Here is a 26,112-nt window from a genome sequence, read left to right on the forward strand (position 1 = left end):
ATATCTCCTGGTTCTTCTTGTTCTTACAGAGGGATGTTCCCGTGCTTGCGCCAGGGGTTGTCCAGCTGCTTGTTCTTGAGCATCTCCAGCGAGCGGCAGATGCGCTTGCGCGTTTCATGCGGCTGGATCACATCGTCGATAAAGCCACGGGCGCCGGCCACAAAGGGGTTGGCGAAACGCTCCTTGTACTCCGCTTCGCGTGCAGCCAGCTTGACGGGATCGTTCTTGTCTTCTCGGAAGATGATCTCCACAGCGCCCTTGGCGCCCATCACGGCGATTTCGGCATGGGGCCAGGCCAGGTTCACGTCGCCGCGCAAATGCTTGGAGGCCATCACGTCGTAGGCGCCGCCATAGGCCTTGCGCGTGATGACGGTGATCTTCGGCACCGTGGCTTCGGCATACGCATACAGCAGCTTGGCGCCGTGCTTGATGATGCCGCCGTATTCCTGAGAGGTGCCGGGCATGAAACCGGGCACGTCCACAAAGGTGACCACGGGGATGCTGAAGGCATCGCAAAAGCGCACGAAGCGCGCGGCCTTGATGGAGGATTTGATGTCCAGGCAGCCAGCCAGCACCAGGGGCTGATTGGCCACGACGCCCACGGTCTGCCCGGCCATGCGGGCAAAACCGATGATGATGTTCTTGGCGTACTCGGGCTGCAGCTCGAAGAAATCGCCATCGTCCACGGTCTTGAGAATCAGCTCCTTCATGTCGTAGGGCTTGTTGGCGTTTTCAGGCACCAGCGTATCCAGCGACATGTCGGCGCGGCCCACGGGGTCTGTGGTTTCGCGCACGGGAGCCTTTTCCTTGTTGTTCAAGGGCAGGTAGTTATAGAGGCGACGCAGCATCATCAGTGCTTCCACGTCGTTGTCGAAAGCCATGTCGGCTACGCCGCTCTTGGTGGTGTGGGTGATGGCTCCGCCCAGCTCTTCGGCCGTGACTTCCTCGTGGGTCACGGTCTTCACGACTTCGGGCCCGGTCACGAACATATAGGAGCTGTCCTTGACCATGAAGATGAAGTCGGTCATGGCCGGCGAGTACACGGCGCCGCCGGCGCTGGGGCCCATGATCATGGAGATCTGGGGCACCACGCCCGAGGCCAGCACATTCTTCTGGAACACATCGGCATAGCCGCCCAGAGAGGCAACGCCTTCCTGGATACGCGCACCACCCGAGTCGTTGAGGCCGATGACGGGAGCGCCGACCTTCATGGCCTGGTCCATCACCTTGCAGATCTTCTCGGCATGGGTTTCGGACAGCGCGCCGCCGAACACCGTGAAGTCCTGGCTGAACACAAAGACCAGACGACCGTTGATCATGCCGTAGCCGGTGACCACGCCGTCGCCGGGGATCTTGGTGTTTTCCATGCCGAAGTCCGTGCAGCGGTGCTCCACGAACATGTCCCATTCTTCAAAAGTGCCGTCGTCCAGCAGCAGCTCGATACGCTCGCGCGCCGTCAGCTTGCCTTTCTTGTGCTGCGCATCGATGCGCTTTTGTCCCCCACCCAACCGAGCGAGTTCTCGCTTGGCTTCCAGCTGCTTCAGGATATCGTCTTGCATGCTTGTCCTCTAACGTGATTTGGGTTGCTTGTCTCGCAATGATGATGCTGCGATGCTATGGTAATAAGAGCTGCTAGCGCCTACTGCGTTTGGGCTAGAAGCAGATTTCTTGCTGCGGTACTGGCGGCGATGCGACCCGAGGCCACATCGTCCTGAAGGACAGGGAGCATGGCCTTGACCTGCGGATGCTGGCGAAACGCCTGCTTGAGGCCGAAATCGATGCGCTCCCACATCCATGCCAGGGCCTGCTTCTCGCGGCGCAGGGCCAGGCGGCCGTTGGCGGTTTGCAGCTCCCTGAAGCTGCTGACTGCAGCCCAGAAGCCCTCCACCCCCTGCCCCAGCAAGGCACTGATCTGCAGCACCCGCGGCTGCCACAGCGCGCCGGTGTTGGCGTGATCGGGGTTGCCGTGCATGCCCAGCAGGCGCAGGCTCGATGTGATCTGGGCCTGAGCACGTGTGGCGGCATGGGGGTCGATGTCGGCCTTGTTGATGACCACCAGGTCGGCCAGCTCCATCACGCCCTTTTTGATGGCCTGCAGGTCGTCGCCCGCATTGGGCAGTTGCAGCACGCAGAACATGTCCGTCATGCCGTGCACGGCGATCTCGCTCTGGCCCACGCCCACGGTCTCGACGATGACCACGTCGTAACCGGCGGCTTCGCAGACCAGCATGGCCTCGCGCGTCTTTTCGGCCACACCGCCCAGCGTGCCGCTGCTGGGGCTGGGACGGATATAGGCCTCCAGCCGCATGGACAGTTGCTCCATGCGGGTCTTGTCGCCGAGGATGGAGCCGCCCGAGACGGTGCTGGACGGATCGATCGCCAGCACGGCCACACGCAGCCCCTTCTCTATCAGGAACAGGCCCAGGGCTTCGATGAAGGTGGATTTGCCGACGCCCGGCACGCCACTGATGCCAAGGCGAAATGCCTTGCCCGTGTGCGGCAACAGAGCGGTGAGCAGACCGTCAGCCTGTTCACGGTGGTCGGCCCGGGAGGATTCAAGCAAGGTAATGGCCTTGGCCATGGCCCGGCGCTGCACGGCGGGATTGCCGTGCAGGATGCCGTCTTGCATTTGCTCAGGGGTCACGTTGCGATCGCCTTTGCTATCGATGCTTGCCGGCCGATCAGAGACCGTTGGCCTTCTTGATCTGCTCCAGCACATCCTTGGCGCTGGCAGGAATGGGGGTGCCGGGGCCGTATACGCCCTTGACGCCCGCGTTGTAGAGGAAATCATAGTCCTGAGCGGGAATAACGCCGCCCACGAAGACGATGATGTCGTCCGCACCCTGCTTCTTGAGCTCGGCAATGATGGCCGGCACCAAGGTCTTGTGCCCGGCGGCCAGAGTGGAGACACCCACGGCGTGCACATCGTTCTCGATGGCCTGGCGAGCGCATTCTTCGGGTGTCTGGAACAGCGGCCCCATGTCCACGTCGAAACCCAGGTCGGCAAAAGCGGTTGCGACCACCTTGGCCCCGCGGTCGTGACCGTCCTGACCCAGCTTGGCAATCATCACGCGGGGACGGCGCCCCATGGCCTGCGAAGCGGTGTTGATTTCTTCCTTGAGCTTGTCCCAGCCTTCGGCCGAGTCATAAGCGGCAGCATACACACCGGTCACCTTCTGGGTATCGGCGCGGTGGCGGCCAAACGCCTTTTCCATCGCGTCGGAAACTTCACCTACAGTGGCACGCAGGCGCACGGCCTTGATGGACAGATCCAGCAGATTGCCCTCGCCGGACTCTGCCGCTGCCGTGATGGCGGCCAGCGCAGCTTCCACTTGGGCAGCATCGCGCTTAGCCTTGATATTCTTGAGCCGCGCAATCTGGCTGTCACGCACCTTGACATTGTCCACTTCCAGAATGTCGACCGGGTCTTCCTTGGCCAGCTTGTACTTGTTGACGCCGACGATGACTTCCTTGCCCGAGTCGATACGCGCCTGCTTCTCGGCGGCGGCAGCCTCGATCTTGAGCTTGGCCCAGCCGCTATCCACCGCTGCAGTCATGCCGCCCATGGCATCGACCTCCTCGATGATGGCCCAGGCCTTGTCGGCCATTTCCTGGGTCAGTTTTTCCATCATGTAGGAGCCGGCCCAGGGGTCGATCACATTGGTGATATGGGTCTCTTCCTGAATGATCAGCTGCGTGTTGCGGGCAATACGGGCAGAGAACTCCGTGGGCAGAGCAATGGCCTCGTCCAGCGCATTGGTGTGCAGGGACTGGGTGCCGCCAAACACGGCCGCCATGGCTTCGATGGTGGTGCGAACCACGTTGTTGTAAGGGTCCTGCTCGGTCAGCGACCAGCCCGAAGTCTGGCTATGGGTGCGCAGCATCAGGCTCTTGGGGTTCTTGGCGTCAAAGCCCTTCATGATGCGGCACCACAGCAGGCGCGCGGCACGCATTTTGGCCACTTCCAGGTAGAAATTCATGCCCACGGCCCAGAAGAAGGACAGACGGCCCGCAAAAGCGTCCACGTCCATGCCCTTGGCAATGGCTGTCTTCACATATTCCTTGCCGTCGGCCAGCGTGAAAGCCATCTCCAGCGCCTGGTTGGCGCCGGCTTCCTGCATGTGGTAGCCCGAGATCGAGATCGAGTTGAACTTTGGCATGTTCTGGCTCGTGTACTCGATGATGTCGCCAATGATCTTCATCGACGGCTTGGGCGGATAGATATAGGTGTTGCGCACCATGAACTCTTTCAGAATATCGTTCTGAATCGTTCCGGCGAGTTGGTCCTGCGAAACACCCTGCTCTTCGGCGGCTACCACATAGCCGGCCAGCACGGGCAGCACGGCGCCGTTCATGGTCATGGAAACGGACACCTTGTCCAGGGGGATCTCGTTGAAGAGGATCTTCATGTCCTCGACGGAGTCAATCGCCACACCGGCCTTGCCCACATCCCCCGTCACGCGTGGATGGTCAGAGTCGTAGCCACGGTGCGTAGCCAGGTCAAAAGCGACGGAGACGCCTTGACCGCCGGCAGCCAGGGCCTTGCGATAGAAGGCATTGGATTCTTCGGCGGTGGAGAATCCGGCGTACTGGCGAATGGTCCAGGGCCGGCCTGCATACATGGTGGCCTGGGGGCCGCGGATATAAGGTGCAAATCCCGGCAGCGTGTTGGTAAAAGGCAGATCGGCAGTGTCTTCGGCCGTATAAAGCGGCTTGACGGTAATGCCGTCCGGCGTGACCCAGTTCAGGTTGTTGATGTCGCCACCGGGGGCCGCCTTGTTGGCGGCCTTGTTCCAGGCTTGCAGATCAGCGGGTGCAAATTCTTGTGGGTCCTGTGCCGGATTCTCTTGGCTCATGTTGTCTCTCGTATGCGGTGCGCGCAGTGAAGTTTGGAATTGCGGTGAACTACCTAGATGCGTCTAGTGTACATGATTCATAATTATGAATTCAAAATACTTGCAGCATATAATCTCGCGTAATGACAAGCAAAACACTTACTCCTCTTGCGCTATATGAGCAGGTCGCCGAGCAGTTGCGTCAACGCATCTTCCGGCGAGAGCTTGAGCCAGGAGCCTGGATCGACGAACTCAAGATTGCCGAGGAATACGGCATCAGCCGCACCCCCCTGCGCGAGGCACTGAAAGTACTGGCCGCTGAAGGCCTGGTGACGATGAAGCTGCGTCGAGGCGCTTACGTGACCGAGGTATCGCGCAAGGACATCTCCGACGTCTATCGATTGCTGAGTCTGCTGGAGGCAGATGCTGCGGCCGAGGTTGCCGGCAAGGCCACGGACGAGCAATTGCAGCGTCTGCAGCAGACCCACGAGGAGTTGAAGCGGAACACAGCCGACGCCGAGCGGTTTTTTGCGCTCAACGAGAGCTTTCACATGCAGATTCTCGATATTGCCGATAACCGCTGGCGTAACCAGCTTGTGGCCGATTTGCGCAAGGTCATGAAGCTGAACCGTCACAAATCGCTGTTCAAACAAGGCCGTATTGAAGACTCCCTGGCAGAGCACGAAGCCATCATGCAAGCACTGCTGAAGCGCGATCCGAAAATTGCCATGAGCGCAGTGCAGCAGCATTTCTCAAATGGACTCGACGCTGCGATCTAAAAGATCCATGTTCGATCCGTTCTAGTATTTATCCTACAAATTTGAAATATTGGATTACCCATTTCATGCGATGCTTGCCAGGTAACTGAATGTGCTTTCAGTGTTACAGGACCATGATTCATGCTGGCGCAATTTTTCTGGAGCCCGTCTGCCGACGCTCACGTGCTAAAGGGTGAATATGACCCCTTCCTTGTGACCTTATCGCTGGCAGTTTGCTGGATTGCCTCTGGTCAAGCTTTGCGCCATGCTGCTTTTGCCAGACTGGCCACATCAAGGCAGTTGCGCAACTGGTCCATTGTGAGCGGGTCGCTGGCACTGGGCATAGGCATCTGGGCCATGCATTTCATCGGCATGCTCGCTTATTCGATGCATGCTGCAGTTCAGTATGATTTGCCGGTCACCGTCTTCTCCATCATTCCAGGTATCGCGGCATCAGCAGTGGCCCTTGCCTTGCTGGCTCACAATGAACTCAATCTCAGGCAATTGGCATTAGGTGGCTTGACGGTTGGTATCGGCATTGCTGCAATGCATTACAGCGGCATGGCAGCAATGCGCATGCCTGCCACGCACCAGTATTCACCACTCTGGTTTGCCATTTCTCTCATTGTTGGCGTAGCGCTAGCCACTTTGGCGCTCTGGATTCGTTTCGGGCTGGCACGCTTCAACCTCAAACAAGACCACTGGCGCAAAACACTGGCGGCCATCATCATGGGCGCCGCGATCTCAGGCATGCATTACACAGCCATGCTGGCGCTGCGAGTCACGGCCGAGCATGAAACGCATGACGCGGCATCATCGAACGATCGTTTGATTCTGGCGCTGACCATTGCCGTGATTACTCTGCTATTTGGCGGACTGATTGCACAGGCCAATGCCTTGATTCAGTACCGCAGTCGCTGGCAGAAAGTGGATATGAATGAAGCCCGACTGCAAGCTTTGGTGAATATGGCAGCAGATGGAATTATCTGCATCGATAATCGGGGATGCGTAACGGATTACAACCCAGCAGCTGAGGTCATATTCGGCTGGAGTCCAGATGAAGTATTGGGCCAGAACGTGAAAATGCTCATGCCCGCAGCGCTGTTCAACCAGCATGATCATTATCTGGAGCAGCATGAAGCCGGCCAGCGAAACAACGCGCCACCTCTGAAGAACAAGATTTCAGAGGTGCTTGGCCAGCACAAGGACGGTACGCTGATTCCCATGCGCCTGGCCTTGAGCCAAGCCGAGGCCCGGGGTCAGCGCATGTATGTAGGCCTTCTGACCGATCTCTCAGACCGCAAGCGAACCGAACGGCAACTACATATAGCTGCCACGGTATTCAATCATTCCTTCGAAGGCATGGTGGTCCTTGATGCGAACCGGAAAATTGTAGACATCAACCCGGCCTTTGCACGTATCAGCGGCTTGAACCGCCAGGCAGCGAAGAACAAGGAGTTCTCCAGTCTTTTCATTCACGACGATGACAACACGGTGGTCCAGTGGTCGCAGATCTGGACGGAAATCGGTAAAAAAGGGCACTGGCAAGGCCTTCGCGTCATGCACCATGACGGGAACCGCCATCAGATTTCCCTGACGGCAGTACGCGACGAGCAGCAGCGCCTGCACCATTACATCGCCGTCTGCTATCAAAGCATCGATATCCCGCTCGGAGCCACAATCTGAGTCCTATACCGGCCTGAATCTCTCTAGCGCTATCATTCACGTAGCGGGAAATTTCCCGCTTCCTGAAGGCAAGCGCATGAACCAAGCAAGTGAAACCGATGTACTGGGTCTCCAAGCAGAGAAACAGCATTTGACTATCGAGCAAGTGCAAACCTTGCCAGAGCTTCTGGCCATGCGGGTTCGCTGCACGCCATCGGCCGAGGCTTACAGAGAGTTTGATGAGAGCACAAATGCCTGGAAAAGCCTGAGCTGGGCCGAAACTGCCAAACGTGTCGCTCTGTGGAGCCGCGCCCTGTGCGCCTCGAATCTTCCTGTCGGTGCAAGGGTTGCAATCTTGCTGCCCAATGGCTTTGATGCAATGACCATCGACCAGGCCTGTCTGCGCTGTGGCTATGTGCCAGTTCCTCTGCATGCCATCGACAATGCCGGAAGCATTGCATACATCCTGGCCGACTCGGAGGCTTCCTTGCTGGTCGTGGCCGAAGCCAAGGCCTGGCAGAAAATTTGTGCAACAGGTCAGGACCTGCCCGAACTCCAGGCCGTTATTCACGCACAGCAAGGCCGTCCGAACGACTCATCGAACGCTTACGTCGCGCCTGTCGAACAAGCAGAGCAGGACTCAGTCAAGGCCTTGCAGCGTAAGCCGGTCATTGTTTTGTCTGCCTGGCTTCAGGCTGGTCAGCGACATACCTCTGCCCTCCCTCTGCCACCAAATAAAACGGAGCTGGCAGGCATTGTCTACACCTCCGGAACGACGGGAAAGCCCAAGGGCGTCATGCTCACTCACGACAACGTGGTCAGTGATTTACACGCGGTGATGCAGCGTGTGAAGGCCTTCCCTGAGGACGTCTTTCTCTCGTTTCTGCCGCTCTCACACACTTTCGAGCGAACTGCGGGCTACTACCTGGCCGTTGCTACCGGTTCCTGCGTCGCGTACGCACGCTCTGTTGCACAACTCGCACAGGATATGAAGCAGGTCAAGCCGACCGTACTGATCTCAGTGCCTCGCATCTATGAACGTGTTTATGCCAAGGTCCAAGAGTCGCTTGCTTCCAGCCCTTTCAAGCACAAGCTGTTCGACGCGGCAGTCAACAAAGGCTGGAAGAGCTTCTGCGCTCATCAAGGCATGCCCTTGGGCGAGCAACCGGAAGCCAAGGCGAGCTGGGCTTCTGCCTTGCCCGGCTGGCTTTTGCGCAAACTTGTCGCCCAGCCTCTACTTGCACAGTTTGGAGGCCGACTTCGCGTCGCTGTGAGTGGCGGAGCCCCGCTGTCTCCGACAATTGCGCGCACTTTTCTGGGCCTGGGCCTGCCCATGGTGCAAGGCTATGGCATGACCGAAACCGCTCCTGTGGTCAGCGCCAACGGACTCGACGATAACTGGCCGGATACCGTTGGCCGTGTACTACCGGGAATTGAGGTCCGAATTGGTGATGATCAGGAGTTGCAGGTGTCTGGCCCGGTAGTGATGCGCGGTTACTGGAATCGTCCGGAAGACACCGCCAAAGCCTTTACCGCCGATGGCTGGCTGAGAACCGGTGACCAGGCTTCAATCGAAAATGGCCGTATCCGAATCAAAGGTCGCATCAAGGAAATCATTGTTACATCGACGGGTGAGAAAGTGCCTCCTAATGATGTGGAGCAGGCCATCCTCGTCGATCCCCTGTTTGAGCAAGTGTTTGTGGTTGGCGAGGATCGTCCGTTTATCGCCTGCATTGCGGTTGTTGGTCAAGTGGAATGGGAAATGCTTGCCAGGAGTGTTGGACTGAACCCGAATGACGGATCCAGTCTGCAGCATGCAGCGGCAGAGAGAGAAGCGCTGGCCCGAATAGAGAGGCAGACACGCAGCTTCGCCCGTTATGCGGTGCCCAGAGCCATCCACCTGGTCAGGGATAGTTGGAACATTGACAACGGCCTGATGACCCCTACCCTCAAGCTCAAGCGAAAGAACCTGATGGCCCACTACCAAGACGCTATCGAGCAGATGTACGTCAAGCCCATTGACAGCTGGAAGACAAAGACTCATTAATCGATCGAGAAGGGTTTAAGGAGCCCTTGAAAAACTCATGTAAGTTACATTAAACACGGCTAATCAATTCAAATTCGGTTGCTAACTTCATATTCACCGGCCTTCTCTCCTCTTCAGCCATTCGATAACGATGTCTGACACTGGCTTCTCATAGCCACGGTAATCATGCTTTGCTCCAGGAACCTCCACTTGCACAAAGTTCTCGGAAACGAGGGACTTGCGAAAAGATGCTGCTCTAGCATCCATTTCGTTGTCACCATACACATCGACAACTGGAAGCTTCACTTTTCGCAGATTTAGATTGGTGTGAACAGGTTCCTTGCCTCCCGCAGTCAATCCGACCCCGATGAAACCTACAACCGGCGCAGTGGGATTGTTTGCCAGAAAGCCAGTTGTCATGCGCCCTCCCATGCTGTGCCCCATCAAGTAGACGCGCTCCACTCCTTTCTGCATTTTCAGATATTCAATTGCAGATTGAATTCGCTGATAGGCCTCCGGAAACGAGGCGGCAAGCTCGGGCGAATCAGGCGAGTCTGCGCCAGGATCCGGCATCCGCAAAGAGAAGGTATGAAAGCCCAAGTCTTTGTGAATAGCACGCCTCAATGGCCCGACTACGTTACCGTCTGGAGAGTTCCCTCTACCGTGAGCCAGGACAACTCCCACCTTGGAGTCCTTTCCGTCAAGATACTCACCTTGAGGCATCTGCGCCGCAACCGGCGTCGCCAAGACGCAGCTGAAAACCCATATGAGTGATTTGAGCACTGACATCACAGGTACTCCTTTGGTAAGAGCTAGCTCTGGAGTGACGGACTTGCGCTTCAATAGCGCTAACTTGAGAGAATTGAACCCGCTACGCATACTCTTGGAAGTCATCAATAGAGGTTCACTACTGTCCTCCAAAAGCCAGCTTACATGACCGCTAGGAGTCTAAGCAGCTCTAATTCGTCGTCTCACCTTGCAAGATCACCTCTCAAACGGCAAATGATCTACAGCCTCTGCAGCTCCTGCACCAGCTTGTGCATGTCATAGCGTGCCACGCCCCCAGGCAGGCCTGGTGCAACCAGACAATGTCATTGAGTACCTTGGACAAGCCTGTCCCCTCTTCGGTCCGCTAGCTGTGATCCGTCAAGAGGTTATTTGTAGATTTGAGCCTGGACATCGGAGCGATGTGACCGATGCCGCTGTGCGGCCTGTGCCAGTTGTCGTAGTGCTGCCAGCTCGCCAGAGCATGGGGCCGCTCAGCTGAGTTCTGGTACGTCCAGTCATAGGTCCACTCGCGTAGTGCTGACTGGATGAACCGCTCGGCCTCGCCGTTGGTCTGCGGCCGGTACGGTCTGGTGAATTTGTGCTGCACGCCCAAGGCTTTGCAGGCAGCAGCAAACTCCCTGGACCGGAAGGGTACACCGTTGTCAGTCAGCAGGCGTGATGCGTACGCCCAGCCCCGCGTAGTACGCCATCGCGTTGTGGACGGCTTCGTGCTTCTTCTCCTCGCTATGCATGGCGATGAAGTCGATGCGCGCGTGGTCGTCGATGGCCACAAACAACGTCTCCCAGCCTGGACCCTCGACCGAGTCGCGCCGGTTGCCAGTCACTCGACGACTGGGTCTGACGATGCGCCCGAGCTTCTTGGTGTCGATGCCCGCCTTCCTTATTGCCATGATGCAGATGGTCTGCACCCAAGATCTGGCGACAGGCTCACCCGAAGAGTTCTGCTACCTGCAAGAGCTGCAGAACCTGGCCGACCTGCACTTGGCAGGCATATAGAACCAGGTGCAGGTCGAAATGAAAGCTGAGGCCGCCCAGCACACCGGTCAGGCACCGGCCAAGCAGGCATTGCCTGTGTCTGCTTATCGGCTGGGGTCCAACAAGAGCCAATGATCTATGGATGCGAGCAAGCTGGCTACCTACCTCGATCAAAAGAAGGTTCAGGCAGAACAGCAGTGGCGAGCTGTTCGGTGTTGACTTCGAAGCCTCGCATTCTTGAGCAGCTACAGACACCGCAGATTGATCTAAGCAATCACGCATGGCGGCAGCGAAGCCGTATAGCAACTTGCCAACGTTGCCTGCAGCTGCCAGGAAATGGGCCTGTCAATAGTGCCTGCATTTTTTACACAGGTACTAACCCTAGGAAATTCTCATGCGAAAGTAAAATAAACAAATTAATTGATGAAGATCGATAGTTTTTATTAGAATTTATTTTCTAGGAACTCTGTGAAATTCAATATAAGCAAGATTTTTTGCAAAATGGATATTAGGCGTTTGATCCTATTGCTCACGGTTGCCAGCGCATTTATCTCTTTAGTTAATACATTCTACGCAGCCTATACAGTTCAACGCCAGCAACTCATAGATGAAAATCTGAACGGGAATTTCGTCTACGCAACAAAACTGGCAAAGAGCACCGATGACTTTCTTAGGGCAGCTCAACAACAGCTAGCGGCAAGCTCGGTCTATTTATCAAAAAACTTCAATGACATCGAAGTATTAAAATCAGAGTCAGAAAGACTGAAAACTCAGACAGAAAGCTTCAACTCTATTCTTATAGTTGATGCTCGCTCTAGTGTGCTAGCTTCTTCACCTGAAACGCTGAAACTCACGGGAAGAACTCTCGCAACACCAGGCATCGTTGAATCGATAAAAACGCAGAAACCGCTAATTAGTGACTCATATATCTCCACCATCGGAAATTTGCTGGTATTCATCTCTCATCCTATCCACGACCCATCTGGCAACTATTTAGGCATGGTTGGAGGAACGATCTACCTCAACCAACAGAGCATCCTCAACCATCTGCTTGGCACGCACTATCACAAAGATGGCTCATACCTGTATGTTGTCGATCAGAACAAAAAGCTTGTCTATCATCCTGACCAAAATCGAGTAGGAACACTCGTGAGCGGCAATGAAGTCACCGAGAAAATTCATAATGGTGAGTCTGGCAGCCAGATCGTTAAGAATACTCGTGGGGTTGAGATGATTTCAGGCTATGCAATCATTCCCACTACGAACTGGGGAGTCGTTGCACAAAGACCCCTGTCGGCAACCCTTGCTCCATTGGACTCGCTGATGAAGCAAGTAATTCTTAAGACGCTACCTATAGCGGTAATTTCTGTATTTCTGATCTGTTGGTGCGCTAACAGAATTGCAAAACCGCTGCAATTACTGTCTGAAGGTGCAAAAAACATAGACCACCCGAAAACAGAGAAGAACATACAGAAAATAAAATCGTGGTATATAGAGTCCTATGAGTTGAAAAAAGCCATGTTAATTGGCATTTCCTTGCTCAATAGAAACATACAAAAACTTCAGGATGATGTTAAGACTGATCCTTTGACCAAGCTTGGCAATCGTCGAAGCCTGGAAGCTGCATTGCAAAAGCTCGAAGCTTCCAGCCAGATTTTCTCAGTGGTATCTATCGACATCGACCACTTCAAGAAGGTCAACGACACCTTTGGGCATGATGCAGGTGACATCGTCTTGCGTGACCTGGCCAAGCAGATGAAATCTGTCTCACGCACAGATGACTTACCTTGCCGTGTTGGCGGTGAAGAATTCTTAATCGTCTTGCCTCGAACCAGCGAAACGACCGCAGTTCAAGTCGCAGAGCGCTTGCGCAAGCAAGTGGAAGCAGCAGTGTTTGAAGGCGTTGGCCACATCACCATTTCCCTAGGTGTGGCAAGCTGGCCGAACAGCTCTTCCGACATCCCAACGGTTATCAAATACGCCGACGAGATGCTCTACAAGGCCAAGCGTGAAGGAAGAAACCGTGTGGCTGTCTATAGTCAATCAGAGACTGGAGAAATGCAGCCGGCTTAGTGGGAGTGCAGGTCTTTCTTGAACTGCACTCCGCTATGAGATAGCCGGCGCGGTCCAGCTCCCTTAAACAACAACTAGATCTTGTTACCCATCAAGCAGACTTATAGGCACTGCACCCTGCTGGCGCAGTGGTCAGCCAACTGCCTGCAGCTTCCTTCTTTTCTTCCAAGTCCAGCAAAAATAGCTCGCGTGCCGTGCTTGGAGATGACCTTTAACCGCTGCAGCTCCTGCTTGACAGCGTCCAGCTCCTGCACCAGCTTGTGCATGCCGTAGCGCGCCACGGCGCCCAGGCAGGCCTGGCGCAACCAGACGATATCGTTGAGCACTGTGGCCGGGCCCGCCTCCTCTTCGGTGCGCCGCCACCTAGCGTACTCGATGAAGTCAATGGCACGCAGGTGCCAGGCATCCCGGTGCGCCAGCCTGGCTCTGCAGCCGGGTGATGTCGGCTGTCTTGGACCGCCCCCATGCCAGGATGCCTTTTGCATCGCTGACATAATCCTGCAGTATCTGCTTGAGGGTGACGAGACCTTGAACAGGCAGGCCTGTCGCTTGGACCTCCTCGATTTCTGCTTCACGTCTCCGCAACCATTTCTGGGCAAGAGCACGCCGGGTGAACGCCTTGGACTCGGCAAGAGTCAGCTATCCGCCTTCCTTCAGACGGATCTGAGCTGGAACGATATGACACCCTTGGCACTCTTTCGTTGGGTGATGGTTCCCATCAGTGCTCCATGAAATTCGTGGTGCACCAATGTAGCATTCAGCATCAAAAAACCCGGAAAAACGGGGTAAGACAGGGTCAATTTTCAGTGCACCACAAGGCACTTTTCATAGTATGAGCACCGAACAAACCATTAAAAAACAACTAGATAGCAGCATGTGGCGCATGTCGGTGGCGCCAATGATGGACTGGACAGACAAGCATTGCCGCTACTTCCACCGCCTGCTCAGCCAGCACACCCTGCTCTACACCGAAATGGTGACGACCGGAGCTCTGGTGCATGGCGACGTGGCTCGTCATCTGCGGTTTGAGGCCGAAGAGCACCCCGTGGCATTGCAATTGGGTGGCTCGGAGCCAGCAGATCTGGCGCACAGTGCACGCCTGGGCGAGCAATGGGGCTATGACGAGATCAATCTCAACTGCGGCTGCCCCAGCGAGCGCGTTCAGCGTGGGGCTTTCGGCGCCTGCCTGATGAACGAGGCCGCACTGGTAGCCGATTGCGTCAAGGCCATGGCCGATGTGGTGTCCGTGCCCGTCACTGTCAAGCACCGAATCGGCATCGACAAGATCGAAAGCTACGATTTTGTGCGCGACTTCGTCGGCACCGTTGCCGATGCAGGCTGCCAGGTGTTTGTGGTTCATGCCCGCAACGCCTGGCTCAAAGGCCTCTCCCCCAAGGAAAACCGTGAAATCCCGCCGCTGCGCTACGAAGTCGTCGCACAACTCAAGCGTGACTTTCCGGGCCTGACCATCGCTGTCAACGGCGGCATCAAGACAGATGACGTGGTACAGCAGCAATTGCAGCAGGTCGATGGCGTCATGGTGGGCCGCGAGGCCTACCACAACCCCTGGTGGATGGCGTCCTGGGATGCTCTTTACTATCAGGATGAGAGCAGGGAGCGTACGCGCGAACGGATCGAAGAGCAGATGGTGCTGTATATGGAACGCGAAGCACGCGAGCATGGCACGCACTGGTATTCGATTGCCCGGCATATGCTGGGGCTGCGCAACGGCCTCGCCGGTGCGCGCCGCTGGCGCCAGGTCTGGAGCGATCACCGTCTCAAGACCCTGCCTGCGCACGAGGTCATGAAGCTGGCCCGCACCAAGCCGAACGAGATCCTGCCGGAACCCGCAGAGCAGATGCTTTGACGCTGCATGAAAAAGCTGGCTTCGGTCAGCTTTTTTACTTTCAAGCGCGGTCAAGTCCGGCATGCGTTGCGCAATCCCCGCAGTTGCGCGGTTTGAAGGGAATTCACTACTTCGCATGTCAAACTCTGCTGTTATATTGCACTGCAACATAACCCGCAGAAGTGCGTCCCATGCTCTATCAGATCTACGAAATGCAGCGCGCAATGGTTGAGCCCTTTGCAGACTTTGCCCAGGCCGCCTCCAAGTTCTACAACAACCCCCACTCGGTCTTCAGCCAGGTGCCACTGGCCCAGCGCATGGCAGCGGGCTTCAACCTCATGTACCGCTTGGGCAAGGACTACGAAAAGCCCGAATTCGATCTGCATAACGTCGAAGTCAACGGCGTGGATGTCACCATCCGCGAGCGGGTGGAGGTCGACAAGCCGTTTTGTGAGCTGCGCCGCTTCAAGCGCTTTTCCGACGATCCAGAAACACTGGATCTCATGCTCAGCCAGCCCGTGGTGCTGATCGTTGCCCCCCTCTCGGGCCACTATGCCACCTTGCTGCGCGATACCGTGCAAAGCATGCTCGGAGGCCACAAGGTCTATATCACCGACTGGAAGAATGCCCGCACCGTGCCGCTGTCCGAAGGCGAGTTCCATCTGGACGACTATGTGAACTATGTGCAGGAATTCATTCGCTATCTGCAAGGGCGCTATGGTCAGTGTCATGTGGTCAGCGTCTGCCAGCCCACAGTGCCCGTGCTGGCGGCCGTCTCGCTGATGGCCAGCCGTGGCGAGGTGACGCCGCTGTCCATGACCATGATGGGCGGCCCTATTGATGCGCGCCGCTCACCGACGGCCGTCAACAACCTGGCCGAAACCCGCAGCTACGAATGGTTCGAGAACAACGTCATCTACGAGGTACCGAACAATTACCCCGGTGCCGGCCGCCGCGTCTACCCTGGTTTTTTGCAGTACTCGGGCTTTGTGGCCATGAATCCCGACCGCCATGCCAACAGCCATTACGACTATTTCAAGGATCTGATCAAGGGTGACGAGGCCAGCGCCGAGCACCACCGCAAGTTCTATGACGAGTACAACGCCGTGCTGGACATGGATGCCGACTACTATCTGGAGACCATCGCCACCGTGTTTCAGGAGTACAAGCTGGTCAAGGGCACCTGGGAAGTCAAAAACGAGCAGGGCCAGCCCGAGCTGGTGCGTCCTCAGGATATCCGCCACACAGCCTTGCTGACCGTGGAAGGCGAGCTCGACGATATCTCGGGTGCTGGCCAGACCCGCGCCGCCCATGATCTGTGTGCCGGCATCGCTGCCGAGGCGCGCCAGCATATCGAAGTCCAAGGTGCAGGCCATTACGGCATCTTCAGCGGCAGCCGCTGGCGCAAGACCGTCTACCCGCAGGTGCGCGACTTCATCCTGTCCCACCAGCCCGCGAGCGCGACAGCCGCCAGCGCCGCAGGCCATCTGAGCAGCGTCAGTGACGACGGAGCCGAGCTGGAAAGCAACGAGGCCCATGCCGACAAGTCTGCCAAGGCCCTGAAAACAGGTCAAAATAGCGCCCCTGCCCAGAAAGGACGCGACCCCTACCGCGCCAGGGCATAAAGGCTCGCCAGACCAGAATGAACTCATCCATGTCCGCAGCCTCTTCGCTTCAAGCACTGGCTGCGAACATCGATGCAGCCCTGCCCCAGACACAGTGCACGCGCTGCGGTTATCCCGATTGCGCGTCCTATGCCGAGGCCATTGCTAGCGGAGAAGCCGCCATCAATCAATGCCCGCCCGGTGGCCAGGAAGGCGTGCGCCGCCTGGCGTCCATCACCGGCAGGCCGGAGTTGCCGCTCAACGCCGCAAACGGCATCGAAACCCCGCGCACCCTGGCCCTGATCGACGAAGCCTGGTGCATAGGCTGCACGTTGTGCATCAAGGCCTGTCCCACCGACGCGATTCTGGGTGCCAACAAGCGCATGCACACCGTGATTGCCGAGCATTGCACGGGCTGCGAGCTGTGCATTCCCGTCTGTCCGGTCGATTGCATAGAACTGGTCAATGCCAGTGCCGAGGCCACGGGCTGGTCAGCCTGGAGCGCTGCCCAGGCCGAGCATGCCCGCCACCGCTATGGCGTGCATCTGCAGCGCACGGGTCGCAAGGCCAATGCGCCGGTGCGCACCACGGCACAGCCTCCCGCGGCAGACGCCGGTGCTCAGGCCGTCACGACGGCAGCGCCAGCACCCGACAAAAAGGCTGCGATTGCCGCCATTCTGGCCAAGGCCAAGGCTCAGCGCGCCCAGAATTGATACCGAATAAGCCGCTATCGCTTATGCAAAAAGCGCCAGCTGCTCTTGATTCAATAGCATATCCTGGGGCTGCAAAGCTCTCCCCGGGTCTCACTAGGCGCTGACCAGGCTTTTGTAGACGCCGCAGCCCCAGTACAGGCCTGCATGCTTGCAGACATAGGACATCTTGGTCTGCACCTGCTGGTTGCTGGGGTTGATGTAGTCATACTCGACCCAACCCGGGCGCAACTCGGCCTGAGCCATGATGTCGGCCATCAGGCTGTCGCCGTCGATGCCGGGCACATCCTGCACGCGCAGCCCCACCTTGGCGGGATTGCCGCCGAAGGCACGGTACTCCCCTTCCGAGGACAGAGCGAACACATACATGTCGCGGTCGTGGAATGGCTGCTCAGGATCGGTCACGGTCTGCAGCAGGCTGGCGACACTGGACGAGCTTTTGGCTTGCCGCATGGTTGCCTGCACCAGGGCCACGGCCTCCTCGGCCGTGCCCTGCTGCAATCTGAAGCGCGACACGGCGTCCGACAGGTGCTGGGCACGCAGCTGCAGCTCGCGGGCCTGCTGCAGCGCCTGACCGACCATCTGGGCATTGTGCTGGGTGATTTCATCGATCTGGTGCACGGCATTGCTGATTTCCTGAAGCCCCGTGCTCTGGCTGCTGGCCGAGTCCGAGAGCGTCCCCATATGACTGACCACATCATGGATGGCCCTCGTCACCCCTTGAGTCTGCTCGACGGCGTTGCGCAGCAGCTGCGTGCTCTGGCTCACCTGCTGCACTGTCTCTCCGATCAGCAGGCGTATCTCCTTGGCAGCTTCGGCGCTGCGCTGCGCCAGCGTACGCACCTCGCTGGCCACGACGGCAAAGCCGCGCCCCTGCTCACCGGCCCTGGCGGCCTCCACGGCCGCATTGAGGGCCAGAATATTGGTCTGAAAGGCAATGCCGTCTATCACCCCAATGATTTCCCGCATGCGCCCGGCATTGCGCTCGATCAGCTCCACCGACTGCACGGCATGCTGCATGGCTTGGGCGCCCTGATCGGCGGCCGAGCGCACGCCGTCGGCACGACCATGGGCCGCCTTGCTCACCTCGGCGCTGTGCTGAACCGCTGCGCTGAGCTGCTCGACACTGACCACCGTCTGCGCCAGATTGCTCGCCTGCATCTCGGTTCGTTCAGACAGGGCCTGGTGGTCCTTGACCATGCCCTGTCCAGCCTGGGCAACCAGGGCCGCGTTGCTGCGCACATCGGCCACCATGGCCGACAACGCATGCACCATGGACTCGGTCAAGCCTGATGTCGCCGCAGCCGCTTGCGCCCCTTTGGCAGCGCTCATACTCAGGTCACCATGGGCGACTTTTTCCAGCGCCAGCTGCATGTCCTGCCACTGCTGCTGCCAGCTCTTGTGAAGAGCACCGACCCACAACAGCACTCCCATGATCCACAGCAGCAACCAGCCCAGCTGCCATGTTCCGCTCAGGCCCAGCACGGGCAAAACAGGCCCGGCCAGCAGCCATGGCAACCCCAAGCACAGCCATCCGGAATTCCTCATTCGTACGCGGTTTTTTTTTGTCGGGCAAGATGCGCTTTTGCATTGCCTGTCTCCATTCGTTTTTTGTGGTCGACTTCGTTTGCTGAGCTTGCAGCCTGCTCACGGTAGCCCTTTGCTCTGTCATCCAGCTTACGTAACAAATTGCAATTTACGGTGCCTGCAAACCCGCAAAATCGAAACCATGAGCACTGTTTTCTCATGCGAAAATGGCATCAGCCCATAATGTCTCACTATGAATCCCCTGCTCTCGCGCTTACAGCCTTATCCGTTTGAACGCCTTCGCCAACTGTTTGCCTCTGCCCAGCCGCCCGAGGGCCTGCGCCCCATCAGCCTGGGCATCGGAGAGCCGCGCCACGCCACGCCGGCGTTCATTGAAAAAGCACTGAGCAGCGAACTCCAGGGCCTGTCCGTTTACCCCGCCACCGCCGGTCTGCCAGCGCTGCGCCAGGCCTGTGCGCAATGGGCCAACCGGCGCTATGGCGTAGAACTCGATGCAGCGACCCAGGTTCTGCCCGTCAATGGCTCGCGTGAAGCCCTGTTTGCCTTTACCCAGGTGGTGGTGGACAGCACCCGAGCCGGTGCGCGCGTCATCTGCCCCAACCCCTTCTATCAAATCTACGAAGGTGCAACGCTGCTAGCCGGGGCCACACCCTATTACGCCGCCAGCGATGCCGCGCGCAACTTCGCCGTGAACTGGGATGCCGTGCCCGAGGAGGTATGGCAGAACACGCAGATGATTTTTGTCTGCTCTCCCGGCAACCCCACGGGCGCCGTGATGCCACTGGGCGAATGGGAGAAGCTGTTCGCCCTGTCCGACAAGCATGGCTTTGTGATTGCCAGCGACGAGTGCTACAGCGAGATCTACTTCCAGGAGGAAGCTCCGCTGGGCGGCCTGGAAGCGGCACAAAAGCTCGGTCGCCATGATTTCAAGAATCTGGTGATGTTCACCAGCCTGTCCAAACGCAGCAATGTGCCCGGACTGCGCAGCGGCTTTGTGGCAGGCGACGCGGCCCTGCTCAAATCCTTCCTGCTCTACCGCACCTATCACGGCGGCGCCATGAGCCCCGTGGTCCAGACGGCATCGATTGCCGCCTGGGGTGACGAGGCCCATGTGCAGGAAAATCGCCGTCTCTACCGCGAGAAGTTTGCCCAGGTCACGCCCGTGCTATCCAGGGTCATGGATGTGAAGCTGCCCGATGCCAGCTTCTACCTCTGGGCCGGCATTCCGCCGCAACTGGGCATGGATGATGCACAATTCGCCAAGGAGCTGTATATTCATACAGGTGTGACGGTTTTACCGGGAAGCTATCTGGCACGTGAGGCCCATGGCTTCAACCCCGGAGCCAACCGCATTCGCATGGCTCTGGTGGCCGAGACGGCAGAATGCCTTGAAGCCGCTCAGCGCATTGCCCGGTTCATCGAGTCGCGCATACGCTGATTTCCACCCCAGGGCCTGCCCGGTGCAGGCCTTTATGACTCAACGATTCACCTCAACTTTCGATCTTTGACCGAAAACATCATGACGCAACAACTGCAATCCATCATCGACAACGCCTGGGACAACCGTGCCACTATTTCGCCTTCCGCCGCCCCCAAGGAAGTGGTGGATGCCGTGGAGCACGTGATTGCCGAACTCAATGACGGCAAGCTGCGCGTGGCCAGCCGCGAAGGCGTGGGCCAGTGGACCGTGCACCAGTGGATCAAGAAGGCCGTGCTGCTGTCCTTCCGTCTCAAGGACAATGCGCTGATCAACGGCGGCGCCCTGAACTTCTTCGACAAGGTACCCACCAAGTTCGAAGGCATGAGCGAGGCTGAGATCGCCGCCACCGGCGTGCGCGTGGTGCCTCCTGCCGTGGCTCGTCGCGGCTCCTTCATCGCCAAGGGCGCCATCCTGATGCCTTCCTATGTGAACATCGGCGCCTATGTGGACGAAGGCACCATGGTCGACACCTGGGCCACCGTGGGCTCCTGCGCTCAAGTCGGCAAGAACGTGCACCTGTCCGGCGGCGTGGGCCTGGGCGGCGTGCTCGAGCCCCTGCAAGCCAACCCCACCATCATCGAAGACAACTGCTTCATCGGCGCCCGCTCCGAAGTCGTCGAAGGCGTGATCGTCGAAGAAAACTCCGTTCTCGGCATGGGCGTGTACATCGGCCAGTCCACCCCTCTGTTCAACCGAGAAACCGGCGAAATCACCTACGGCCGCGTGCCCAGCGGATCGGTGGTGGTCAGCGGCAACATCCCCAAGCAGACCAAGGATGGCAAGGACTACTCCATGTATGCCGCCATCATCGTCAAGCGCGTGGATGCACAGACCCGCTCCAAGACCAGCATCAACGACCTGCTGCGCGACTGATGGGAGCCTGGCCACGCCTGCTCTGCCTCGATGCAGACACCGCCATGGCCGCCCCCGCTCACAAGCCTGCCCGCTCCCAAGCGTGCAGGCTTTTTTCATGCTGGAAATCAGCTTTGCGCATCACGCGCGACCTGCACCGAGTTGACACACGCTAACATGCGTGCATAGAGAGGCTGAGCGAAAAGGATGAAGAAAAAATGAGCACCATGGAAAAAATTCTGCGTCTGATGTCCGAGAAAAAGGCCTCGGACGTCTATCTCTCCGCCCGTGCGCCGGCGCTGATCAAGATCAACGGTATCTGCATCCCCATCAACAATCAGGAGTTGCCGGTCGAAGCTCCGCTGGCCTTGCTCTCCGAAGTCGTCAAGCCGGAAGCCATAGAGGAGCTCAAGCAGACGGGCGAGCTGAACATGGCCATTCCCATGAGCGGCATAGGGCGTTTTCGTATCAGCGCCATGCGCCAGCGTGGCTCCTACGCAGTTGTCGTGCGCTTCATCTCGCAGCAGGTGCCCTCGCGCGACAGCCTTAACCTGCCGTCCATTGTCAGCGAACTAGTCATGGAAAAGCGCGGCCTGGTGCTTGTCGTTGGCGCCACGGGCTCGGGCAAGAGCACGACACTGGCGACCATGATCGACGAGCGCAACGAAACGCTCACCGGCCATATCCTCACGGTGGAAGACCCCGTCGAATACCAGTTTCGCAACAAGAAATCCATCGTCAACCAGCGTGAGGTCGGCACCGATACCAGTACCCTTGCAACCGCACTCAAGAATGCGCTACGTCAGGCACCCGATGTGATTCTGATCGGCGAAATCCGCGACCGCGAGACCATGTCGGCCGCACTGGCCTATGCCCAGTCCGGCCATCTGTGCCTGGCAACCCTGCATGCCAACAACAGCTATCACACGCTCAACCGCATCCTGTCCTTCTTCCCCGAGGAGGTACGCCCCAGCATGTTGGGCGAGCTGGCCGCCTCGCTCAAGGCCGTGATCTCTCAGCGCCTGGTCCGTACCGTTACCGGCACGCGCGTGCCGGCCGTGGAAGTCATGCTCAACACCAAGCTCATCAGCGACATGATCGTCAAGGGCGACTTCGGTGGCGTGAAGGAGGCCATGGAAAAATCCATGGCCGAAGGCTCGGAGACCTTCGAGGACGCACTGGCGGCCCTGGTGCGCAGTGGCACAATTGAGCGCAGTGAAGCGCTGGCCTATGCCGACTCGCCCACCAATCTGATGTGGCGCATGGATAATGACGTCAGCCACGCGGCCACTGCTGCCAACGCCCCGGCCGTCACCGATGTGATTCTGCCCGGCGATGACGATATGCCGTCTTTCACGGAAATCACCCTGGATGTCAGAACCGCCTGAAGCCGCCAGCCAAGGCGGCATAGGCATTGTTTTAGTTTGAAGCCCCCTCCATGTCCCGGACACTGCAATTGACCGAGCAGCTCATCAGCCTGCCCTCCGTCACCCCCGAAGATGCTGGCTGCCTTGAGCTGCTCGCCGATGCCCTGACACCCATGGGTTTTACCTGCGAACGCCTGGATAGCGGCCCCGCAGACTTCCGCGTACAAAACCTGTGGGCAAAGCGCGCTCCTGCGATTGCTCAGTCTACGCAAGGCGCTATCAATTCAGATAGGCCTGTGCTGGTCTTTGCCGGCCATACCGATGTGGTGCCACCAGGACCGCTCAAGGAATGGACCAGCCCGCCTTTCGTACCCATGCACCGCGACGGCAAGCTCTACGGCCGTGGTGCCAGCGATATGAAGACCTCCATCGCCGCCTTTGTCGTGGCGCTGGAAGAGTTTTTGCAGACCACACCCGAGCCTGCCTTCGACATCGCCCTGCTGCTGACCAGCGACGAGGAAGGCCCCTCGGTCGACGGCACCAAGGTCGTGGTTGAAGAGCTGCGCCAGCGCGGCGAGCGCCTGGACTGGTGCATCGTGGGCGAGCCCACCTCGGTCAAGCAGACCGGCGACATGATCAAGAACGGCCGCCGCGGCACCATGAGCGGCAAGCTCGCCGTCAACGGTGTGCAAGGCCATATCGCCTACCCGCAACTGGCACGCAACCCCATTCACGAGGCCTTGCCCGCACTCGCAGAGCTCGCGGCCACGGTCTGGGACCGCGGCAATGCGTTCTTCCCGCCCACAAGCTGGCAGATCAGCAATATTCATGGCGGAACGGGCGCCAGCAACGTCATTCCCGGCCATGTGGTGATCGACTTCAATTTCCGCTTCTGCACCGAGTCCAGTTCCGACTCCCTGCAAAAGCGCGTGCATGAAATCCTGGACCGCCATGGCGTCGAATACTCGCTGGTCTGGACCGTGGGCGGACAGCCTTTTCTGACCACACCGGGCACCCTGGTGCAGGCCGTGCAGGCCGCCATCAAGGATGAAACCGGACTGGATACCGAGCTGTCCACCACAGGCGGCACCAGCGATGGCCGCTTCATTGCCCAGATCTGCCCTCAGGTCATAGAAATGGGCCCGCCCAATGCCAGCATCCACAAGATCGACGAACACATCGCCGTGGCCGATATCGAGCCGCTGAAGAACATCTACCGCAAGACTCTGGAACAACTCCAGCGCCAGCAGACCACACCCCAGACCGCATGAGCAACACCAGCATCCTCCTGATCTCGGGCAACACCGTTGCCGAACTGATTGCCAGCGGCGCTCGGGCTCTCACAGCTGCCGGCGTGGCTTTTGGCCATGGCACGGCCACGGCCGAGGACGAAGCGGCCTGGCTGGTGCTCTGGAAGCTGGGCCTGCCACTGGACAGCGAACTCACACCCGGCGCTCCGGAATCTGTAGCAAATCAGCCTGTATCTCTTGACGCACAAGCGCAGATAGCTACTCTTTTTGAAGAGCGCATACGCAGCCGCAAGCCCGCAGCCTATCTGACGAACGAGGCCTGGCTTGTGGGCGTGCCCTTCTACATCGACGAGCGCTCCATCGTGCCGCGCAGCTTCATCGCCGAGCTGCTGGCCGATGGCAGCATCGACGGCTGGCTGTCCGACAAGACCGTGCAGGTGCTCGACCTATGCACCGGCAACGGCTCCCTGGCCTGCCTTGCCGCCATGGCCTATCCTGAAGTCCGGGTGACCGGTGCCGATATATCGACCGATGCCCTGGCCGTCGCCCGTATCAATGTGGACAAGCACGGGCTGCAGGATCGCGTGACGCTGCTGGAAAGCAACGGCATGAGCCAGGTGCCCGGCCCCTGGGATCTGGTGCTGTGCAACCCGCCCTACGTGAACTCCGACAGCATGGGCAAGCTGCCTGCCGAGTACCAGGCCGAGCCCGAACTGGCCCTGGCCGGCGGCGCCGACGGCATGGACTTCATCCGCCGACTGCTCGAGGACCTGCCCACGCGCCTGAACAAGGACGCCGTGGTGGTGCTGGAGATAGGCAATGAAAAGCCGTACTTCGAGGCAGCCTTCCCCGACCTGCCCGTGTTCTGGCTCGACACCAGCTCGGGTGACGAGCAGGTGCTGCTGATTACCGAAGAGGCGCTGCGCCACTGGTCCGAGGGCAATACCGCCGCCTTGCAGCTGTAAGTTCTTCGTCCCGCATCCAAGGCACAGGCGGCTCAAAGCCTTGTGCCTTTTTCTCTATGCAGGTCTTTGAAAAAGCGCTCAAGCACGCTTTACCGCACTCGGATAGCGAGAACCGCCACCCTCAATCTGCAGGCCATCGCGCCTGCCTGCAAAGAAGCGGGCATTGAGCTGCGCAGGCCCCGGATCCTCTTCCATCTCGAAGCCCGCCGTGCCCAGCAGTTCCGCCATGCGCTGCGGCGTGCTGGATGCATGCAAGACTCAGTACGACATCATGCGTGTTGCCAGCTTGGAGATGGGTGTGCGCACCATGCCCTCCACGCGTGCTGGCAGCAGCATGGGCTTGAGCAGCATGCGCACGGCCAGATCGGCAGGCAGGCGACGGCTGACCAGTTCGTAAATGCGCTGGGCCATGTCTTCGAAGCGAGTGCCGCTATCGGAGAAATAAGGACCCTTGTGCGCCCAGACATGACGCAGCGCGATATCCGAATCGCTCTCTCGCAACTCCTTGAGGCGGCCATACAGTGCCTTGGCAATGCGCGTGCGGCCCACAGGCGACTGCCGCTGTAGCTCCTTGAAGTACTTGAGGAAATGCTTGAAGTGGTTGACCTCGTCGTTACGGATATTGCCCAGCAACTCGCTCAGAACCGGCTCGTCGCTGAGTTCGCGCAAGGTGTGATAGTAGGCCGTGGTGCCGGTCTCCACCACGCAGCGCGCCACCATTTCCAGGCGAGGGTCGGGGTAGAGCTCCTCCATGGTGCACAGCTGCGAATATTCGGCGAAAAAGCTGTCGTAGGCTTGCTGCCAGGGAAACTCCGGCCACACGGCTTCCACATACGCCCGTAGCGCGCGTCCGTGCTGCAGTTCTTCGGACTCCCATTGATCCTTGAGCCAGACCGCGATCTCGGGCCAGGCAGCGTAATGCTCGGCCAGGTTGGCCGCATAGGTATCCGAGCCAGTTTCGATGAACGAGGCGCTCATCAGCAGGAAGAACAAATCCTGATTGTGCTCTATGGCACTGCGATCGATGGCAGAGAAGTCAATGTCTTCAATGCACCAGTGGGCAGAGCCGTTTCTGCTCGGGGTGGTTGAATGTGAAGAGAGGGACAGGTTTTGCTGCATCAGTTGTAGGACCGACATACTTAATCTGTCGGACTTCAGACTTAGAGATATGCCATCTTGTCGACATTTGGCCACTACGCCATGTCAGATTACACCGACATTACAGGAGACTAACAATTCTTCAAATAGCCTTCTACAGGCTTTCATACCGGCTTTCAAGCTGATTTTTCGAGTTGCGATCATGGATCTGCGTGCGCTTCGCTACTTCAGCACCGTGCTGGAGTCTGCACCCAGGCCCCAAGCGTGTGAG

The 26,112-nt window shown here is 58.3% G+C and carries 20 protein-coding genes and 2 pseudogenes; 12 read left to right on the plus strand and 10 right to left on the minus strand.

Annotation, left to right across the window (positions count from 1 at the left end):
• Nucleotides 1-23 precede the first annotated feature (23 nt).
• The 3 genes from V8Z78_RS20750 to scpA all read right to left on the minus strand — a co-directional run bounded on the left by V8Z78_RS20750 (nt 24) and on the right by scpA (nt 4,856).
• Entirely contained in the window at nt 24-1,559 is a 1,536-nt protein-coding gene (locus tag V8Z78_RS20750; protein WP_349732044.1) for an acyl-CoA carboxylase subunit beta, read from the minus strand.
• 80 nt (nt 1,560-1,639) lie between these two features.
• Nucleotides 1,640-2,644 (minus strand): methylmalonyl Co-A mutase-associated GTPase MeaB, encoded by a 1,005-nt coding sequence (meaB, locus tag V8Z78_RS20755; RefSeq protein ID WP_003065034.1) that lies wholly within the window; start codon nt 2,642-2,644, stop codon nt 1,640-1,642.
• Between the two features lie 37 nt (nt 2,645-2,681).
• A complete protein-coding gene (gene scpA / locus V8Z78_RS20760) occupies nt 2,682-4,856 on the minus strand; it encodes a methylmalonyl-CoA mutase (RefSeq protein ID WP_054075895.1) in 2,175 nt (724 codons plus the stop codon).
• A 122-nt stretch (nt 4,857-4,978) separates the two neighbouring features.
• Between scpA and V8Z78_RS20765 the strand changes: the two genes are divergently transcribed.
• The 3 genes from V8Z78_RS20765 (at nt 4,979) to V8Z78_RS20775 (ending at nt 9,305) form a co-directional block, all read left to right on the plus strand.
• Nucleotides 4,979-5,614 (plus strand): GntR family transcriptional regulator, encoded by a 636-nt coding sequence (locus tag V8Z78_RS20765; RefSeq protein WP_003065031.1) that lies wholly within the window; start codon nt 4,979-4,981, stop codon nt 5,612-5,614.
• A gap of 120 nt (nt 5,615-5,734) precedes the next feature.
• Nucleotides 5,735-7,279, plus strand: a complete 1,545-nt coding sequence (locus tag V8Z78_RS20770; RefSeq protein WP_179626175.1) for an MHYT domain-containing protein — start codon at nt 5,735-5,737, stop codon at nt 7,277-7,279.
• Between the two features lie 76 nt (nt 7,280-7,355).
• Nucleotides 7,356-9,305 (plus strand): AMP-dependent synthetase/ligase, encoded by a 1,950-nt coding sequence (locus tag V8Z78_RS20775; protein ID WP_280042472.1) that lies wholly within the window; start codon nt 7,356-7,358, stop codon nt 9,303-9,305.
• A gap of 93 nt (nt 9,306-9,398) precedes the next feature.
• On the opposite strand, the gene V8Z78_RS20780 is transcribed toward V8Z78_RS20775, so the two are convergent.
• Together V8Z78_RS20780 and V8Z78_RS20785 are read right to left on the minus strand one after the other, a co-directional pair.
• A complete protein-coding gene (locus V8Z78_RS20780) occupies nt 9,399-10,073 on the minus strand; it encodes an alpha/beta fold hydrolase (protein WP_349732045.1) in 675 nt (224 codons plus the stop codon).
• 343 nt (nt 10,074-10,416) lie between these two features.
• Nucleotides 10,417-10,942 (minus strand): annotated as a pseudogene (locus V8Z78_RS20785) (integrase core domain-containing protein); the annotation flags it as partial.
• A gap of 574 nt (nt 10,943-11,516) precedes the next feature.
• On the opposite strand from V8Z78_RS20785, the gene V8Z78_RS20790 reads away from it, so the two are divergent.
• A complete protein-coding gene (locus tag V8Z78_RS20790) occupies nt 11,517-13,121 on the plus strand; it encodes a sensor domain-containing diguanylate cyclase (protein WP_349732046.1) in 1,605 nt (534 codons plus the stop codon).
• A 101-nt stretch (nt 13,122-13,222) separates the two neighbouring features.
• On the opposite strand, the gene V8Z78_RS20795 is transcribed toward V8Z78_RS20790, so the two are convergent.
• Nucleotides 13,223-13,606 (minus strand): hypothetical protein, encoded by a 384-nt coding sequence (locus V8Z78_RS20795; RefSeq protein ID WP_349732047.1) that lies wholly within the window; start codon nt 13,604-13,606, stop codon nt 13,223-13,225.
• A 347-nt stretch (nt 13,607-13,953) separates the two neighbouring features.
• Here V8Z78_RS20795 and dusA point away from each other — a divergent pair, with 347 nt between their 5' ends.
• From dusA to rsxB, 3 genes are all read left to right on the plus strand, one after another.
• Nucleotides 13,954-14,988, plus strand: a complete 1,035-nt coding sequence (dusA, locus tag V8Z78_RS20800) for a tRNA dihydrouridine(20/20a) synthase DusA (RefSeq protein WP_349732048.1) — start codon at nt 13,954-13,956, stop codon at nt 14,986-14,988.
• A gap of 170 nt (nt 14,989-15,158) precedes the next feature.
• Nucleotides 15,159-16,592: a polyhydroxyalkanoate depolymerase gene (locus tag V8Z78_RS20805; RefSeq protein WP_057092314.1), complete on the plus strand. Its 1,434-nt coding sequence runs from the start codon at nt 15,159-15,161 to the stop codon at nt 16,590-16,592.
• A 29-nt stretch (nt 16,593-16,621) separates the two neighbouring features.
• Nucleotides 16,622-17,284 carry an electron transport complex subunit RsxB gene (gene rsxB / locus V8Z78_RS20810; protein WP_171832511.1) on the plus strand — a complete coding sequence of 221 codons (663 nt, stop codon included), beginning with the start codon at nt 16,622-16,624 and terminating at the stop codon, nt 17,282-17,284.
• 93 nt (nt 17,285-17,377) lie between these two features.
• On the opposite strand, the gene V8Z78_RS27190 is transcribed toward rsxB, so the two are convergent.
• Both V8Z78_RS27190 and V8Z78_RS27195 read right to left on the minus strand, forming a co-directional pair.
• Nucleotides 17,378-17,965, minus strand: a complete 588-nt coding sequence (locus V8Z78_RS27190) for a cache domain-containing protein (protein ID WP_414835881.1) — start codon at nt 17,963-17,965, stop codon at nt 17,378-17,380.
• Nucleotides 17,939-18,829 (minus strand): annotated as a pseudogene (locus V8Z78_RS27195) (methyl-accepting chemotaxis protein); the annotation flags it as partial. The gene V8Z78_RS27190 and the pseudogene V8Z78_RS27195, both read right to left, overlap by 27 nt.
• A gap of 232 nt (nt 18,830-19,061) precedes the next feature.
• Here V8Z78_RS27195 and dapC point away from each other — a divergent pair.
• The 5 genes from dapC (at nt 19,062) to prmB (ending at nt 24,743) form a co-directional block, all read left to right on the plus strand.
• Entirely contained in the window at nt 19,062-20,267 is a 1,206-nt protein-coding gene (gene dapC / locus V8Z78_RS20820; protein WP_046461490.1) for a succinyldiaminopimelate transaminase, read from the plus strand.
• An 81-nt stretch (nt 20,268-20,348) separates the two neighbouring features.
• Nucleotides 20,349-21,182, plus strand: a complete 834-nt coding sequence (dapD, locus tag V8Z78_RS20825; protein WP_003065004.1) for a 2,3,4,5-tetrahydropyridine-2,6-dicarboxylate N-succinyltransferase — start codon at nt 20,349-20,351, stop codon at nt 21,180-21,182.
• A gap of 197 nt (nt 21,183-21,379) precedes the next feature.
• Entirely contained in the window at nt 21,380-22,549 is a 1,170-nt protein-coding gene (locus V8Z78_RS20830; protein ID WP_349732050.1) for a PilT/PilU family type 4a pilus ATPase, read from the plus strand.
• A gap of 50 nt (nt 22,550-22,599) precedes the next feature.
• Complete coding sequence (gene dapE, locus V8Z78_RS20835; protein WP_349732051.1) at nt 22,600-23,799, plus strand: succinyl-diaminopimelate desuccinylase; 1,200 nt, start codon at nt 22,600-22,602, stop codon at nt 23,797-23,799.
• Nucleotides 23,796-24,743, plus strand: coding sequence for a 50S ribosomal protein L3 N(5)-glutamine methyltransferase (gene prmB, locus V8Z78_RS20840; protein ID WP_179626181.1), 948 nt, complete (start codon nt 23,796-23,798; stop codon nt 24,741-24,743). The genes dapE and prmB overlap by 4 nt, the downstream gene beginning before the upstream one ends.
• 78 nt (nt 24,744-24,821) lie before the next feature.
• Here prmB and V8Z78_RS20845 read toward each other — a convergent pair whose 3' ends face one another.
• Nucleotides 24,822-24,998 (minus strand): hypothetical protein, encoded by a 177-nt coding sequence (locus V8Z78_RS20845; protein WP_280009045.1) that lies wholly within the window; start codon nt 24,996-24,998, stop codon nt 24,822-24,824.
• A 3-nt stretch (nt 24,999-25,001) separates the two neighbouring features.
• On the minus strand, nt 25,002-25,862 hold the full coding sequence (locus V8Z78_RS20850) for a ferritin-like domain-containing protein (protein ID WP_279089352.1): 861 nt from the start codon (nt 25,860-25,862) through the stop codon (nt 25,002-25,004).
• Nucleotides 25,863-26,112 lie beyond the last annotated feature (250 nt).

Origin of the sequence: Comamonas sp. wu1-DMT (genome assembly GCF_040187805.1) — a bacterium.
Classification (GTDB): Bacteria; Pseudomonadota; Gammaproteobacteria; order Burkholderiales; family Burkholderiaceae_C; genus Comamonas; species Comamonas thiooxydans.